The 16,153-nt window shown below is 70.2% G+C and carries 16 protein-coding genes; 10 read left to right on the forward strand and 6 right to left on the reverse strand.

All coding sequences use genetic code 11. The features are described from left to right. Positions 1-31: 31 nt before the first annotated feature. Both GON04_RS19440 and GON04_RS19445 read left to right on the forward strand, forming a co-directional pair. Entirely contained in the window at positions 32-1,861 is a 1,830-nt protein-coding gene (locus tag GON04_RS19440) for an AMP-dependent synthetase/ligase (protein WP_338051053.1), read from the forward strand. Between the two features lie 112 nt (positions 1,862-1,973). Further along, positions 1,974-2,552 (forward strand): TetR/AcrR family transcriptional regulator, encoded by a 579-nt coding sequence (locus tag GON04_RS19445; protein WP_338051018.1) that lies wholly within the window; start codon positions 1,974-1,976, stop codon positions 2,550-2,552. Positions 2,553-2,559: 7 nt separating this feature from the next. Here GON04_RS19445 and GON04_RS19450 read toward each other — a convergent pair whose 3' ends face one another. The 5 genes from GON04_RS19450 to nudC all read right to left on the reverse strand — a co-directional run bounded on the left by GON04_RS19450 (position 2,560) and on the right by nudC (position 9,714). After that, positions 2,560-4,455, reverse strand: coding sequence for a bifunctional metallophosphatase/5'-nucleotidase (locus tag GON04_RS19450; RefSeq protein WP_232533153.1), 1,896 nt, complete (start codon positions 4,453-4,455; stop codon positions 2,560-2,562). A 15-nt stretch (positions 4,456-4,470) separates the two neighbouring features. Then, positions 4,471-5,745: a M20/M25/M40 family metallo-hydrolase gene (locus tag GON04_RS19455; protein WP_157399664.1), complete on the reverse strand. Its 1,275-nt coding sequence runs from the start codon at positions 5,743-5,745 to the stop codon at positions 4,471-4,473. 169 nt (positions 5,746-5,914) lie between these two features. Beyond that, on the reverse strand, positions 5,915-7,060 hold the full coding sequence (locus tag GON04_RS19460; RefSeq protein ID WP_157399665.1) for a hypothetical protein: 1,146 nt from the start codon (positions 7,058-7,060) through the stop codon (positions 5,915-5,917). Positions 7,061-7,429: 369 nt separating this feature from the next. Beyond that, entirely contained in the window at positions 7,430-8,416 is a 987-nt protein-coding gene (locus GON04_RS19465; protein ID WP_181653668.1) for a hypothetical protein, read from the reverse strand. Positions 8,417-8,886: 470 nt separating this feature from the next. Beyond that, on the reverse strand, positions 8,887-9,714 hold the full coding sequence (gene nudC / locus GON04_RS19470; RefSeq protein ID WP_157400783.1) for an NAD(+) diphosphatase: 828 nt from the start codon (positions 9,712-9,714) through the stop codon (positions 8,887-8,889). A 247-nt stretch (positions 9,715-9,961) separates the two neighbouring features. On the opposite strand from nudC, the gene GON04_RS19475 reads away from it, so the two are divergent. The 5 genes from GON04_RS19475 to GON04_RS19495 all read left to right on the forward strand — a co-directional run bounded on the left by GON04_RS19475 (position 9,962) and on the right by GON04_RS19495 (position 13,264). Next, the gene (locus GON04_RS19475; protein WP_157399666.1) at positions 9,962-10,519 is read left to right on the forward strand and encodes a DUF4395 domain-containing protein; all 558 of its coding nucleotides are present in this window, start codon (positions 9,962-9,964) and stop codon (positions 10,517-10,519) included. 31 nt (positions 10,520-10,550) lie between these two features. Further along, positions 10,551-11,270, forward strand: coding sequence for a hemerythrin domain-containing protein (locus GON04_RS19480; protein ID WP_157399667.1), 720 nt, complete (start codon positions 10,551-10,553; stop codon positions 11,268-11,270). A 145-nt stretch (positions 11,271-11,415) separates the two neighbouring features. After that, positions 11,416-12,090, forward strand: coding sequence for a DsbA family oxidoreductase (locus GON04_RS19485; RefSeq protein WP_157400784.1), 675 nt, complete (start codon positions 11,416-11,418; stop codon positions 12,088-12,090). Positions 12,091-12,294: 204 nt separating this feature from the next. Further along, complete coding sequence (locus tag GON04_RS19490; protein ID WP_157399668.1) at positions 12,295-12,735, forward strand: hemerythrin domain-containing protein; 441 nt, start codon at positions 12,295-12,297, stop codon at positions 12,733-12,735. A gap of 124 nt (positions 12,736-12,859) precedes the next feature. Then, positions 12,860-13,264, forward strand: coding sequence for a nuclear transport factor 2 family protein (locus GON04_RS19495; protein ID WP_157399669.1), 405 nt, complete (start codon positions 12,860-12,862; stop codon positions 13,262-13,264). A gap of 39 nt (positions 13,265-13,303) precedes the next feature. Here the strand turns inward: GON04_RS19495 and GON04_RS19500 are convergent, their stop codons facing one another. After that, positions 13,304-13,720, reverse strand: coding sequence for a DoxX family protein (locus tag GON04_RS19500; protein ID WP_157399670.1), 417 nt, complete (start codon positions 13,718-13,720; stop codon positions 13,304-13,306). Positions 13,721-13,911: 191 nt separating this feature from the next. Here GON04_RS19500 and GON04_RS19505 point away from each other — a divergent pair, with 191 nt between their 5' ends. The 3 genes from GON04_RS19505 (at position 13,912) to GON04_RS19515 (ending at position 16,146) form a co-directional block, all read left to right on the forward strand. Continuing rightward, a complete protein-coding gene (locus GON04_RS19505; RefSeq protein ID WP_198349352.1) occupies positions 13,912-14,478 on the forward strand; it encodes a TetR/AcrR family transcriptional regulator in 567 nt (188 codons plus the stop codon). A gap of 275 nt (positions 14,479-14,753) precedes the next feature. Beyond that, entirely contained in the window at positions 14,754-15,623 is an 870-nt protein-coding gene (locus GON04_RS19510) for an FAD binding domain-containing protein (RefSeq protein WP_157399672.1), read from the forward strand. A 16-nt stretch (positions 15,624-15,639) separates the two neighbouring features. After that, positions 15,640-16,146: a (2Fe-2S)-binding protein gene (locus GON04_RS19515; protein ID WP_157399673.1), complete on the forward strand. Its 507-nt coding sequence runs from the start codon at positions 15,640-15,642 to the stop codon at positions 16,144-16,146. Positions 16,147-16,153: the final 7 nt, after the last annotated feature.

A 16,153-nucleotide genomic window follows, 5' to 3' on the forward strand; every position in this document is an offset into this window, starting at 1 on the left:
AGGCTTCCACGACGGTGCCGAGAAGGCCGCCGTGGAGTCCCGCCCGCGCGGGAGTGACGCCACGGCACCCTTCTCCCTCACCCTCCCCCAGGCGCTGCGCCACCAGGCGACCCACGCCGGCCACCGCATCGCCATGCGGCAGAAACGCTTCGGCATCTGGAAGCCGCTCACCTGGGCGCAGCTGCACGAGCGGGCGGTGCACGTCGGCCTCGGCCTGGCCGCACTGGGTATCGGGCGCGGCGCGCACGTCGGCGTGCTGGCCGAGAACCGGGTCGAGTGGGTGCTGTCGCAGCTCGGCGCCGGACTGGTCGGCGCGGTCACCGTCGGCGTGTATCCCACCAGCCCGACCAACGAAGTGGCCTACGTCCTCGGCCATGCCGACGCGCAGGTCGTCGTCTGCGAGGACCAGGAGCAGGCCGACAAGGTGCTGGACGCGCGCGACCAGCTGCCCGCGCTGCGGGCCGTGGTCGTGATGGAAACCAAGGGCCTGGGCGACGTGAAGGCCCGGGCGCCGCACCTCGTGGTCGGCTTCGCCGAGCTGGAAGAGCGCGGCCGCGCCAGCACCGACCGCGCCCGCGTCGAGGCGGTGCTGGCGGCGCAGACCCTGGGCGACGTCGGCCTGGTGATCTACACCTCCGGCTCCACCGGCAAGCCCAAGGGCGCGATGATCACCTACGGCAACATCGCGGCGATGGCGCCGGGCATCATCGACCGGCTGGGCCTGGACGAGCGCACCTCGCACCTGTCGTACCTGCCCCTGTGCCACGTGGCCGAGCAGATGCTCACCTGCTTCGTGCCGCTGTACCTGGGCTCGCGGGTGGACTTCGGCGAGTCGATCCGCACCGTGCAGGAAGACCTGCGCGAAGTGGCGCCGACCATGTTCCTGGGCGTGCCACGCATCTGGGAGAAGCTGCACTCGGCCATCTCGATCAAGATGCAGGAGACCGGCGCCTGCCGGCGCTGGCTGTACCAGCGCGCGCTGGCCGCCTGCGCGCCGTTCGCGCACAGGGACGCCGGGCAGCGCACGGCGGCCGAGCGCCTCGTCTTCGGCTTCTGGCACGCGCTGGTGTTCCGTTCGCTGCAGAACTTCATCGGCCTGCGCCGCGCGCGCGTGGCGCTCACCGGGGCGGCGCCAATCTCGCCGCTGATCCTGCAGTATTTCCGCACCCTGGGCGTGCCGCTGGTCGAGGTCTACGGCATGACGGAGTCCAGCGGCATGGTGCTGGGCCAGCGGCCGGACGACATCCGCTGGGGCACGGTGGGCCAGCCCACGCTGGGCGTCGAGGCGCGGGTGTCGGGGCAAGGCGAGCTGCAGATGCGCGGCGGCGTGGTGTTCGCCGGCTACTACAAGAACCCGGAGGCCACGGCCGCCGCCATCGTCGACGGCTGGCTGCACACGGGCGACGTGGTGCAGTTGCAGGACGGCCACTACCGGATCGTCGACCGCCTCAAGGACGTGATGATCACCGCCGGCGGCAAGAACCTGACGCCGTCCGAGATCGAGAACGCGATGAAGGCCAGCCCCTTCGTCAAGGAATGCGTGATCGTCGCCGAGGCCCGGCGCTTCGTCGCGGCGCTGGTGCAGATCGATTTCGAGACCGTGGGCAAGTGGGCCGAGGGCCAGCGGCTGGCCTTCACGCACTTCCGCTCGCTGGCCGAGCTGCCGCAGGTGCGCGAGCTGGTGCAGCAGGAGATCGACCGCGGCAACGCGCAGCTGGCCGAGGTGGCCCGCATCCGGCGCTTCCACCTGCTGGCCAAGGAACTGGACCACGACGACGGCGAGGTGACCGCCACCATGAAGGTGCGCCGCGCCAGCATCTACAAGGCCTATGCCGCCGAGATCGAAGCGCTCTACCGCTGACGGCGGCGGGCCCGGCGTGGCGCTGGGTTCCACAACCCCCGCGCGCGCGCCCGCGTCGCCGTGGACCAGCACGAGCGACCGCGAGCGCCTTCGCGCCAGCAAGCGCGACGCAGTGCTGCGCACGGCCGCGCGCGTGTTCAACGAGAAGGGCTTCCACGCCACGTCGCTCGACGAGGTGGCCGAGCGGCTGCACATCACCAAGCCGACCCTGTACTACTACGTCAAGAACAAGGACGAGATCCTGTTCGAGTGCGTGAGCATCGGCCTGCAGATGCTGGAAGACGCCATCCAGGCCGAGCGCAGCCGCGGCGGCCGCGCCATCGACCAGCTGGTGGCGGCGATGCACAGCTACGTGATGATCGTGACGCAGGACTACGGCATGTGCATCATCCGCGTCGGCGAGGACCCGCTGCCGCAGGACAGCCGTCGCGCGCTGCGCGCCTTCAAGGCCAAGCTCGACGCCCACTTCCGCGACCTGGTGGCGCGCGGGGTGGAGGAAGGCTCCATCCGCCCCTGCGATCCCAAGATCGCCGCGTTCACCCTGGCCGGCGCCCTGAGCTGGATCGGCCGCTGGTACCGCCCGGATGGTGCCCTCACACCCGATGCGATTGCCCGCCAGGCCATCGACGTGCTGGCCGGCGGCCTGTGCACGCCCCGGGTGGCCGCACGCCTGCGCGTCGCGCCGCCCTGACGGTCTCTCATCCGGCGGCCAGCCTGCCGCTCGGGCAGCTGTTGCCCGCGCCCGTGCGCCGGATGCGGCGGCCGCCACCGTCCTGGGGATTCGTCCCGGGCGCATAGGGCGCGGCCGGTGGCGCAAAGCGCGACAGGAAGCCGGTCAGCGCCTCGATGTCCTGCGGCCCCACGAGCCGGTCGGCCCCGCGCAGGAAGGTGGAGAACCCGTCGCCTCCTTGCGCCAGGTAGTCGTTGACGGTGACGCGGAAGCGGCGGTCCGGGTCGGGCAAGGCGCCGCTGTCGTCCACCAGGATGTGGGGACCCGCGGCATCGCGCAGGACCGCGGAGCGGATCCGGGCGCCGCAAGCCCGGCCGGCGTCCCATGTGTAGTGGAACCCGGCCGAAGGCAACAGCAGCCTCGTGCTGCCCGGCGGCTGCCGGCCGCAGCCCGCGAACTGCTCCTCCAGCGCATCCTTGATGTCCCGGGCCGACAAGGTCATCGTGACCAGGTTGTTTCCGAACGGTTGCACGGTGAACGCATCGCCATACGTCACCTCGCCCGGGCCGCCACCCGCCGTCGCCGGGCGGTGCAGGAACCCGGGGCTGCGCACGCCGCCGGGATTCATGAACGCGAGGCGCGCGCCGCCGGAACCCTCCGCCGCCGTCGCGGAGAGCATCGCATCGGCGATCAGTTCCCCTGCCGGCATGTTGCAGGCCGCATCCGACCGCCGGTTCGGCACGTCCGCCGCCACTGCGCCGACCACCCGGCGGGCCGCGCGGGACGCGAGCTGCCCGTACCCCGCGACGACCGCCTGGACGGCAGGATCCGGCTGGATGTCGTCATGACGCACCAGGCGGTTGGTGGCCGCGGCCGAGAGCACCTCGCCCGTGCGGCGGTCCAGCACCAGGTCGATGTCCGTCAGCACCCGGCCGAACGCGCTGGCGCTGGTCACGGGGATCGCGCGGCCGGCCGCGTTGGGCAGGCGGCAGTTGTAGGCGGCATGGGTGTGGCCGCTGATCACCAGGTCGACCGCGTCGTCGAGCCGGCGCACGATGCCAGCCACCGGGGAGCCTTGCAGGCCGCCCGCGCAGCCGTTGATGTCCTGGCGTGCGCCGGCCTGTGTGCCGCCCTCGTGCAGGAGCAGCACCACGGCCTCGATGCCCTGCGCCTTCAGTTCGGGCACGAGGCGGTTGACGGTCTCGGCCTCGTCGAGGAAATCCAGCCCCCGCACGCCGCTCCGCATGACGATGGTAGGGGTCGCCCGCAGCGTCACGCCGATGAAGGCCATGCGCACGCCGTCGAAACTCTTGACGCCGTAGGGAGCGAGCAGCGTCCCTGCGCTGGCACGGTCGACGACGTTGGCCGAGAGCCAGCGGAACTTCGCGCCTTCGAACGGCACCGGCGTGCCGGCGTGCTGCCCCATGCAACTGTTCGGGTCAGGCCGGCATCCGCCGGCCTGCAGGCGGCGCAACTCGTCGGCGCCCTTGTCGAACTCGTGGTTCCCGACCGCGTTGAACTCCAGCCCGATGCGGTTGAGCGTCTCGACCGCGGGCTCGTCGAAGAACAGCGCCGAGATGAGCGGGCTCGCCCCGATCGAATCGCCCGCCCCCACCACGACGCTGTGCCTGGCGGAGGACCGCAGCCGCGCGACATGCGCGGCCAGGTAGGCCGCGCCGCCCACCCGGATCCGCTCGGCAGCGGGCAGCCGCGCTGGGGCCGCAGACAGGTCCGGCGGTTCGAGGTGGCCGTGGTAGTCGTTGAACGCGATGACCTTGACCTGCAGCGGTCCGCTCGCCTGCCGATCCGCCGCGCAGCCGGCGGCCAGTGCCGTGGCCACGAGGACCGTCCCGGCGGCGGCCCGCAGGGCCAGGCGCCCACCGAACCCCCGTCGGCGCGCCGGATCGGGCAACCACGGTGGCAAGGCGGCCCCTCCCCTCTACTGGGCTCGACCGCGCGACACGTCCATGATCAGCCGTGCCGCCAGGTACAGCCTCGGCTCGATCGATCCGAGGAGGATGTATTCGGCGTCTGTCGAGTGGGCACCGAACCCCTGCAGGCCGAAGCGCTCCACCACGGCGTTCTTCGTCTTTAGCGCGGCGAACGCCGCATCGGTGCCACCGCCTTCCGCCACGGGATCCACCACCAGGTCCTTGCCGATCTCGCGATAGATCGCCTGCGCCTGGGCGGCCAGCTTCCGGCTGGCGTCGCTGGTTTCGAGCGGCGGCCGGCGGCGTTCGAACGACACCGTGACCTTGCTCTCGGGCAGCAGCTGCTTCTTCGCCCGCTCGCGCACGACCGCCTCGATCCGGTCGTAGTCGGCGACGCGCAGCACCCGGACATCGGCCTCGGCAGTGGCCTGCGCGGGGATCACGTTGCGATTGGTGCCAGCCTGCGAGATGGTCCAGTTCAGCTTGAGGCCGGTCTGGGGGTCCGAAAGGTCGCGCATCTGCAGGAGCTGGTGCGAGAGTTCGTACAGCGCGTTCACGCCCTGCTCGGGCGCCAAGCCGGCGTGGGAAGCCTTCCCTTCCACCTTCAATTGCACCGAGCCGATGCCGGCCGTGGCGAGCGACAGCTTGTCGGACGCCGCCCGGCTGGACTCGAACGACATCGTGACGTCGTGGGCCGCGCCGGCGGCTGCGATCGCTTCGCGCGAGCCCGGCGAACTGATCTCCTCGTCGGAGTTGACCAGCACGGTCAGCTCGCCATACTCGTTGAAGTTCAGTTGCTTGAGCAGTGCGACGATGTGCACGACCAGCGCGACACCCTGCTTGTCGTCCGCGATGCCGAGCCCATAGGCCTTGTCGCCGTCGATGCGGAACGGCTGCCTGGCGAGCATGCCTTGCGGGTACACGGTGTCCATGTGCGCCAGCAACAGGATGCGCTTGCTGCCGGTGCCGCGGAAGCTGGCCTTCACCATGCGACCGATCTTCCCGGGCGTGTCGGCCATGCGATAGGTGGTGGCATCCGTGGGCTCGACGAACTCGACCTGCCCGCCCAGCGCGCGCAGCCTGGACGCCAGCAGCTCCGTCGCCTTGGTCAAGCCGGCGGCGTCGCGGCTTCCGGTTTCGATGGAGACGAACTCCTTCAGGGTGTCCAGCAGCGGCTGCTTTTGGCTGGCGGCCGCGCGCTGCACGGCCGTGTCGGCCGGCTGAGCATGGGCTGGACCGGCGAGCGCGAGCGCGAGCGCAGTACAGGCAAGTGCGATCTTCAAGATGATTTCCCTTGGGTAGCGGAGACAGGCTGGCGGGACTGTTTCCGCCAGCCGAGGCAGGACTGTAGACGACGGCCGGGGGCGTCCCCGTGCACCCGTCGTCCAGCCGGCTCACGGCGATGGCACCCGCCGGGCGTGGCGGTGCCGCAGCCCGCTGCGCCGCAATGAACTACCCCGCCAGGTGGCTGCGCCGCTCCGCGACGACCCCGTAGAGCGCATAGGTGGCCCAATAGCCGGCCGCGGCGGCCAGTGCGACATGGGACAGGGTGGCGGGCCAATGGCCCAAGGCGCCGCTGGCGATGGCCGCGGCGTGGGAGTAGTAGTAGGAGACGAGAAGCACGACAACGGTCGTGGGGAACAGGAAGGCGCCGAGCCGCGTGACGACCTGCCGGGCCGACCCCACCAGGAGCAGGTGGTTCTTGGTGACGGCCAGGACCGCCAGCGCAACCACCAGCGGCATGTGGCCGATGGCATCGACCGGGCCGACGAACGGGATGGCCGCCAGCAAGAACGACAGCAGGACCACCGCGGCGGTCGGAGCGGCCGTGCGGCCAAACAGGATGAAGAAGGCGAGCGCGAGCTCCACGAAGCCGGCGGCGGTGCAGGAGAAGTGCACGTCGAACCCCGTCAGCACCGGGGGAAGCAGGCTGGAGAGGATTTCGTGTGTCCAGTCGGGGTAGATCCACTTCTCCGCCGCCACCCACATGAAGCTCGTCGCGACCGTGATCCGCAACACCAGCATGCCTACCCCTGCCCGACGCTCTCCGTACAGGACTTCCAGGGACAGGAGGGCGACGACACCGAGGAAGAAGGTGTAGTCGAGCATGTGGACCCATCCATAGCGATGGGCCGCATAGCCATACAACGCGACGATCAGGACACAGGCCGGCATCACGCCCCTGCGCAGCAGGAGCCCGCACGCGATCGCCAGCTGGACCATCGGCATCCAGGAGACGCCGCTCTTCAACTCGGGCGTCAGGATGATGGGCTCGGCCCGGAAGTACAGGGCAATGCTGGTGAAGTAGACGACGAGGCCCAGCCGGATGATCCAGGGGACGAAGCGGGCGGTCTTCAGGTCGGCGGCCGCGAGAAAGCGTTGGAGAGCTTGCCGGGCCGCCAGCCGCCGGTCGGCGAACTGGGATGCGACGACCACCGCGAGGGTGAGGAGGAACATGGCCAGGAAACCGTGCGAGGCCAGGAGCCGATCGAGGCCGACCGGCGCGGCACTCGGGTCCCAGGACGCCGCGAACCATTTCACGTGCGCGCTGGCCAGTGAGGGGACCAACATCGCCAGAACAAGCAAACCGCTGCGCATGGCATTCCTCCCGATCCGATGGTTGTCGCGCTGGCTGCCGGCTCGGGCAGCGACTCGTCTAGGTCATGTGTCTACTTCTGGATGCTTTCGTTACATAGCGTGGGCTTCAGGGAACGCGACCTTAGTAAGCAATCTTTTCGATTTCTGCACGGTCCCACGACCTCAACACCGGCCGGGGCCACCGATCAATCGCCCTCGGACCGATCAGTCGCAAGGGCAGCGACACACATCGAAACACGTTCTTGTTTCGCCCGGTATCCGTTCGTCTGCGCTCAAGTCCTGATCGAACCAGCCGGACAGCGCCATGCCGCCGGGGCCCACGGTCCCGGCGGCACTGTCACCGGGACCTTAGCCCCGGGGACCTGTCGTTCAAGGCTGCTGGAAGTCCGGGTGCAGGCGGACGTCGGCCGGGACCGGGAATGGATGCCCCAGCACCACGGCGCCACCGCGGACACGGTTCTGCGCCTGGCAGTTCTGGACGCAGTTGGTCGCCGGCGGCGACACCTCGGTGGCGTCTTCCCCGGTCACCATGCCCATGCGGCCGCCACTGGCCACGTCCCAGACCGACTCCCTGCCGCAATGGTCGACGGTCACGAACGTCCCGTCCCGCCGGCGGATCTGGTTGGGGCAGTTGGTGGGCAGCACGCGGGTCGCGACCTGCGGACTGTCGCGCCCGACGAAGGCCGGCGACATGTCGTTGGCCCAGTTGATCCGGGGACCGACCGTGACGGTCGTGGCGCGGGTCGGGTCGCTCGGGTTGAACGGCACGACGTCGCCTTCCCGGGCACGGAAATTGGGGTTGTCGAAGTAGAACGTCCCCGCGGCCAGGAGATGGCGGATCCGCGTCTGGGTGCCGTCGGCCCGCTCCGGCTCCATCTGGAACACGCCGCCCTGCGTGCAGTCCTTGGCCGTGATCTTCATGCTCAGCCCGGTGCCCGTGCGGGACAGTTCGATGTTCTCGCCCTTCAGTTCCACGACCACGTCGGCGGCCAGCACGAGCCCGCGGTGATCGGGGAGCTTGCTCTCGAACACGGGGGCGTCGCCGCCCACCGTCTGCGTGCCTGGCGCATTGGACGAGAGGAAGCGGTAGTCGCGGATGCCGAAGGAGGCCGCGATCACCTGGAACTGCACGTAGCGTCCCTTGATCGTGAAGCTGGTCCCCAGCGTGCCGGCGGGGATGCGGACGTCGCGGTCGCCGCTGATGTCCGGCTGCCCGGCGCGCTGGATGGTGAAGCCACCACCCTCGCAGAACTTCGACGATGCCGCCTCGGCCTTCAGCGGCGCCAGCGCGAACAGGCCGGCAGCCAGGGCAACGCCCAGCGCAGCGCCGCCGGTCGTCTTGGATAGGGATCTCATGGGTTGTGTCCTCAGGTGAACGTCGGAGGTGCGACCACACTCCCACTCCCCGGCGGAGCGGTGTGCGGGATGCGGAGCGCATCGAGCCGTCCCGGGCCGAGTGCGCAACGCCCATCCGGGAGGGCGCCACTCGGAGGCACATGCCGAAACGCAGTCGCGGCTCATCTCCCGGCCCGGGTGGGAGCCGTGCTTGTCGAGCCGCGCGGTGGGTGTGTGACCCTGGGCCGGGCCCAGGTCATCGGCCTGTCTATCAGTTCGGTCGAGCCAGATCCACCGCGCTCCGGTCGTTGGCCCTCAGACAGTGCTGTCAGTCAAAAGTGTTGGGGGCGGCCTCGCGCGCAAGCGTCAGGGGGCGATGACCACCGGCGTGCGAATGGGACAAGGAGCCATGTAGGCGCGCGCGCACCGCGCCTTGCAGATGGCGCCACGCTGACCGTAGGTGCAGGTCGTGCGCGTCAACCCACCAGCTGCTACGCCGCGGCGCGCGGCAGGTTCGCGCGAATGAGCTCGCCAGCGATGGAGATGCCGGCCGGGAACTCCGGCAGCGTGTCGCCGGGCCCGAACCAGCGCGCTTCGGCGATCTCGCGCGGGTCCGCGCTGATCTCGCCGCCGGCCCACTGCGCCGTGAAGGCGATCATCAGCGAGTGCGGGAACGGCCACGACTGGCTGCCGAAGTAGCGCAGGTCGTGCACGCGCAAGCCGACCTCCTCGTGCACCTCGCGGTGGACCGCGTCCTCGACCGACTCGCCTGCTTCGAGGAACCCCGCCAGCGCGCTGAAGCGGCCGGTGGGCGACGCCGCATTGCGGGCCAGCAGGATGGCGTCGCCCTTCTTCACCAGCACCATCATCGCCGGCGAGATGCGCGGGTACGCCGCGTGGCCGCAGCGTGTGCACCGCATGCACCGTTCGCCCGCCAGCGCTTCCATCGGGCCGCCGCAGGCGCCGCAGTACCGATGGGTCCTTGCCCATTCGGCCACCTGGAAGGCGCGGCCGGCCACGGCCATCAGGTGCGCGTCCAGCGCGCCGAACAGCGAGCGCAAAGGCCGGAAGGCGAAGCCGCCGGCCGGGTCCGCTGCACCGGCCTCGACCCAGGCTGCCCGGCAATAGTGCTGTCCCAGCATGCCCACGGCCCGGGATTGCGCCAGCGGCACATCGAGCGCGAGGCACGCGGATTCGTCGGGCAAGGCCAGGTCCGATTCGCGCACCAGCAGGGCGCCGCCGCGGAAGACGAAGATGTGTTCGTGCGCGCCTGGCTGCGGCGCATGGAGCGGAACGAAGTGGGACGGTGTGACGAGCATGTCCAACGATAACAAGGCGCCGTCGAGCCCGTCGGCAGCCAGGCCTTGGCCACCAGCACGACCGTGATCGACGAGGGAGACGCACGGCGCCCGGTGTGCGTCTGCCATCGATGGCCTGGCCGGCCGCTTTGCCCATCCGTGCCGCCGCGCGGTCCCGCTCGTCGCCGCGGCCTCTCGCCGAGGCTGGATTGTTGCAACCGGAATGGGCATCATCCGGACTCCGTCGCCCAAGCTCAAGGAGGTTCGCATGTCCTTCTTTCACGCCACCTACGGTCACGTCATCTCGGGGCTGAGCCACAACGGCAAGCCCGTGCAGGCGGCAGTGTTCAACGACAACCAGGTGCGCGCCGCCGCCGGCCTGGCGCTGGTGCTGGCGGCCGTTGCCCTCGTCTACGGCCGCTTCGAGAGCGTCTACCTGCCGATGCAGGCCGTCACGACCTTCCTGTTCGTCGAATACCTGATCCGCGTGACGATCGGCATCCAGTACAGCCCGCTGGGCGTCCTGGCGGGCTGGATGGTGCAGCGCAAGGGCCCCGACTGGGCCTCGGCCAGGCCCAAGCGCTTCGCCTGGACGCTCGCCCTCATCATGTCGGGCGCGATGATGGTCATGACCAATGCCGGCGTCACCGGCGCCGTGCCGCTGACGATCTGCGTCATCTTCATGCTGCTGCTCTGGATGGAGTCCGTGCTGGGCCTGTGCGTCGGCTGCGAATTCCACGGCTTCATGGTCAAGCAGGGCTGGGTGCAGAAGGACAGCGCCTTCGAGATCTGCGCCCACGGCGCCTGCGACATCCCGCCGCGCTGAGCGTCCCATCCGATCCATCGAGGAGACCGCCGTGCCCGATGCCGCTCCCGCCGCCGCCGAGGCGCCCAAGCCCATGCCGTTCGCGATCATGCGCAACACCCACGAGGCCCTGCGCGCCAGCATCCGGCTGCAGGAAGCCGCGCTGGAGACCCGCGACCGGACAGCCTTCGCCGACGAGTGGCGCCGCCTGCAGCGCGGCCTCGCGGTGCACATGGCGATGGAAGACCGCGACATGTTCTCGCTGCTCGATGCCGTGAGCGAAGGCGCCTGTGCCGCCGCCGGCCTTCCTGCCGAGCACACGGACGACAAGCGCCTGGGGGCCGCCGTGGAGGCTGCGCTGGCCGGCCCGGATCTCGCTGACCTGCGCAACGCCTGGTCGGCCTGGCGCGACGAACACCTGCACCACCTCGAGCACGAGGAGGCGGTGATGATGCCGCTGACGATGAAGACCGCGCCGACGCCCGAAGGGCGCGCGCGCGTCGTCCACGACCGCCTGCTCACGCCCGGCACCGGGCTGCCCGACTTCGACTGGTTCGTCGGCTGGGTGGTGGAGATGCTGAGTCGCCATGGGTCGACGGCACAGCCCCCCGCCGTCGCGACACGCGTCTTCGTCTGGGGCTTGCAGCACGCCTGTACGCCGGAACAATGGCGCCACTTCCGGCCCATCGTCCAGCGCAGCTGCCCTCCCGCGATCTGGGACGAGCTGGTGCGCGGCTACGCGCTGGACACCGACGGGAAGATCCCCTCCTGAGCGCGCCGGGCTGCGCGCCCCAGCGGCTGCTTCTCGCGCCGGTGGCCGGCGGCCGCCCAGGCTCCGTATCTCCCACACAGGCCCCCGGACAGCCCCCTCTTCAAGGATAGGGCGCGAGGTGGCACTCCAGGCCATCATCCCGCGCATGTCCGTCCCCGCGCCCCTCTCCATCGACGTCTCCTTCGACCTGATCTGCCCCTGGTGCCTGATCGGGAAGCGCCACCTGGAAACTGCCATCACCCAGCTGCGGGCCGAGCAGCCGGACCTGGCCGTCACGGTGGAATGGCGCTCCGTCCCGCTGATCCCGGACACGCCCCTGGAAGGGCTCCCGTACCGCGACTTCTATGTCGCCCGCCTGGGCAGCCCCGCGGCCGTGGCCGCGCGGCAGTCGCAGGTGCTGGATGCGGCCCTGCACGCGGGCCTGGAGCTCGCCCTCACGCGCATCGAGACCTTCCCGAACACCCTGCTGGCCCACCGCCTCGTGCGCTTCGCGCGGCAGGAGGCCGGCCCGGCTGCCGCGGCAGCCCTGATCGAGAACCTGTTCACGCGTTACTTCACGGGCGCCGAGAACATCGGCGACCCGCAGGTGCTGCGCGCCGCCCTCGAGGCCTGCGGCATCGCCACGCCGGGCCTGCCGGAGACGCCCCTGTCGCATGACCTGCCGTGGCTGCCGCCGCTGGAGGATGTGGTTCACCGCGGCGGCACGGGCGTGCCGTTCTTCGTCGTCGACGGCAAGCTGGGCGTCTCCGGCGCGGTGCCGCCGGCTGTGCTGGTGCAAGCCATGCAGCGTGCGCTGGCGCAGCGGCAAGTGCCGGCGTGAACGCCGTCGCCGTGACTCGACCGGGCCGCCAGCGGGTCCTGGCACGGCACGATTGGTGACCCGGCACCGCGCCTGACGGAGCAGCACGTCAGCCGCCGACAGGTCGCTGCCCACATCAGCCTACAGCCCGCCTGCGCAGGCGGCGCTAGCTTGGTGGCGTGCGGCGTCCCTGTTGCAGGCCGCCGCGCCTCACAGGAGACCACCATGGCTCAAGACGCCATCGCCTTGCTCGAGGCCGACCACCAGCGGCTGGAGGACCTCGTTCGGGACTACAAATCGGCCGGCTCCGACCCGTCGGCCAAGCTCCACATGGCGCAGATCATCTGCATGGAACTCACCCTGCACTCCATGGTCGAGGAAGAGATCTTCTACCCGGCGTTCGCCCACGCGACCGGCGACGAGCAGATGGTCGAGCGCGCGCGCAAGGAGCACCAGCACGTGAAGGAGCTGATCGACCGCGTGCCGACGGCGGAAAATCTCGACGGTGCGGTGGAGGCGATCTGGCGCCACGCGCTCGAACACATCGAAGAGGAGCGGCGGATCATCTTCGCCAAGGCGAAGTCGTGCGGCATGGAACTGGCCACGCTGGGCGGCAGGATCCAGACCCGCCGCGCCGAGGTGGCGACGACGGTGCAGGAAGCCTGACCGGGCAACGCCTGCCCGGCGGGCGGGTCGCACGTCCTGCCCAACTCTGTTACGGACGGCTGGCCTTGGCGGCCGGCACCGTCGGTCTAAATTGCAGCCCCGACTGGTTGTCGAGGAGGCTGCAATGGGCGCAACTGCGAATTCCCCCCTGGATGTGGTCAAGGCCGCGTACGCGGCCTTCGGGGCCGGCAACGTCCCCGGGATCCTGGAACTGGCCGCCGAAGACGTCGACTGGGCGTTCATCGGGGCCAAGGGCCTGCCCTACACCGGCAAGTTCCGCGGCCGGAGCGCCGTGGAGAAATGGTTTGCGGCCGTGTTCGCAACCGACGAGGTCCAGGCATTCGAACCCCGCGAGTTCCTCGCCGCAGCCGAGCACGTCACCGTGCTCGGCTGGGAGAAGACCCGGGCGCTGCCCGACGGCAAGGTCTTCGAAGCGGAATGGGTCCACGTGTTCACCGTCCGCGGCGGGCGGGTCGCGCGCTTCTGGGGCATGTACGACACGCAGGCCGCGGCGGCCGCGCGCACCTGATCCGAACTGCCGGGCACACCTGCGCCCGGCCCGAAGCGCCTAGACCGCCTCTCGGCCGGGTGCGCGCAGGACGCGCACCAGCGCCGGGTAGCGCAGCGCGAGCGCCGCCCACATCAGCACGCCGACATAGACGCCGAACAGCACGTGCGTGGCCAGCGGCGAGCCGACGCGGTAGTGCGAGGCGACGGCGCCACCCAGGAACGCCGTGAGGATGATCGCGCCCAGGATGCAGGTGCGCGGGATGGCATAGAGGAGCGCCCCCAGGGCCAGCAGCAGTCCCAGTGGGAACACCGCGGCCACCGGCCAGCCCAGTTCTGCCGTGCCGCGCAGCACCGGCTCGACCTGCAGCAGCTTGCCGAGCGCGTCCATCGCGAAGAACGCCAGCACCAGGACCGTGAGCGCGATGCCCGTGCGGCGTCGCCAGGGGCCCGGTAGCGGGGACGCCCCGGTGTTCATGGCGCGGCTCCGGCGTGACGCGGCTCCTGGCCGGTCTTCTCCCGGATCGTGCTGGTGCAGGCCTCGAAGGTCATGGCGGCGGCTCCATCAATTGGATACGGTAAACTATATTCAATATGGCTGTCCAAGGCAAACGTGCCTACCGCTCGGCCGCGCGCAGTGAATCCGCCGGGAAAACCCGCGCCCGCATCATGGAAGCCGGCAAGGTGCTGTTCCTGCGCAAGGGCATCGACACCACGACCATCGGGCAGATCGCCGAGCGGGCGGGTGTGTCCGAGGCCACGGTCTATGCCACGGTGGGTTCCAAGAGCGGCCTGCTGCGGGCCCTGATGGAACAGGCCATGTTCGGCCCGCGCTTCCAGGAGGCGCTGCAGGCCCTGCAAGGCGTGGACGACCCCGTCGAGCGCATCGCCCTGACCGCGCGGGTGGCCCGGGCCATCTACGAGGCGCAGGCGGGCGAACTGGGCCTGCTCACGCGCTCGTCGGCGTTCTCGCCGGAGCTGCGCAAGTCGCAGCAGGCCTTCGAGAAGCTGCGCCGCGACATGCAGCGCGACCGCATCGACGCGCTGTTCGAGGCCGGCCAGGCGCGCGAGGGGCTGGACCGCGAAGCGGCGGCGACCCTGATGTGGATGTACACCAGCCAGGAGGTCTTCCACAAGCTGGTGCAGGAATCCGGCTGGTCGCTGGACGCCTACGAGCAGTGGCTGGCGCACACGCTCGTGTGGACGCTCACCCGGCAGCCTGCCGCCCCGAAGTAGACGGCGCCGCGACCCACGCCCGGCGTCTTCCCGCCGCCGGGTCGCTACAAGCCGTAGGCCGCGAGGATGCGCGCCTTCGTTCCGTCCTTGTCCATCGCGTCATCGACCGCGCGCCTCGTGCAAGGCGCGCGTTCTCTCGGTTGAAGCGCGCCGCACACGCGCTGGGTCAGGAGCCCCACGCGACCGGTAACTCTTGGTGATATTCGAGCCGCCGCCGTCGGCCGTGACTATCGTTGAACGTGGCCCGTGTGCCGCGGCGACGAGGAGGCATTGCGATGTTCCCAGCCGGTTTCGACTACCACGCCCCGAACTCGCTCGCCGAGGCGGTCCAGCTGATGGGCAACCTCGGACCGGATGCCAAGGTGCTGGCCGGCGGCCACAGCCTGCTGCCGATGATGAAGCTGCGGTTTGCCCAGCCGAGCCACCTGGTCGACCTGCGCCGGATCGCCGAGCTGCGCGGCATTCGCCAGGTGGGCGACGAGATCCACATCGGCGCCATGACGACCGAACACGAGTTGCTGCACTCACCGCTACTGGCCGACAAGGTTCCGCTGCTGGTCGAGGGCGCGGGCTGGATCGCCGATCCGCAGGTGCGCTACAAGGGAACGATCGGCGGCGACATTTCCCACGGCGACCCGGGCAACGACCACCCGGCGCTGATGTTGGCCCTGGACGCGTCGTTCGTCCTGCGTGGCGCCCAGGGCGAGCGGACGGTGAAGGCCGACGGCTTCTTCCTCGGCGTGTACTCGACCCAGCTGGAGCCGGGCGAGATCCTCACCCAGGTGCGCGTGCCCATCCCCGCGCCGGGCACCGGATGGTCGTACCAGAAGCTCAAGCGCAAGACCGGCGACTTCGCCACCGCGGCGGCAGCGGTGCTGCTGCAGATGAAGGGCGGTAACGTGGCCACGGTGAGCATCGCGCTCACCAATGCCGGCCCCACCGCCCTCAAGGCCAGCGGCGCCGAAGCCAGCCTGCTGGGCAAGCCGCTCGACGAAGCGGCCCTGGACGAAGCCGCGCGGCAGGCCATGGCGATCTGTGAGCCCACGCCCGACCTGCGGGGCGACGTGGCCTACAAGGTCGCGATGGCGGGCGAGATGACACGCCGCGCGCTGCAGGCAGCCCATGCGCGGACCGGCCAGGCCTAGGACCAGGAGAGCGGACATGGCGAATACCCACGAGGTCGCATTCAAGCTCAACGGCAAGGACGTGCAGGTCTCCGTGGTGCCGCGCGAACTGCTGATCCACACGCTGCGCGACCGGCTGGCCCACACCGGCCCGCATGTCGGTTGCGAGACCTCGCATTGCGGCGCCTGCACGGTGGACCTGGATGGCATGTCGGTGAAGTCGTGCACCGTGCTGACCGTGCAGTGCGACGGCGCCGAATTGTTCACCGTCGAGGGCCTGCAGCAGGCCGGCGAGCTGCATGCGATCCAGCAGGCGTTCCACGAGGAGCATGCGCTCCAGTGCGGCTACTGCACCCCGGGGATGCTGATTCGTGCCTGGCGCCTGCTGCAGGAGACCCCGGAACCGACCGAGCAGGACATCCGCTACGGCCTGGCCGGCAACCTGTGCCGCTGCACGGGCTACCAGAACATCGTCAAGGCCGTGCAATCCGCGGCCCGGAAAGTCGCGGACCACAAGGTCGCCGCCCAGGCGCCGTCGGCCTGACGGGCCG

Source organism: Ramlibacter pinisoli (assembly GCF_009758015.1).
Classification (GTDB): Bacteria; Pseudomonadota; Gammaproteobacteria; order Burkholderiales; family Burkholderiaceae_C; genus Ramlibacter; species Ramlibacter pinisoli.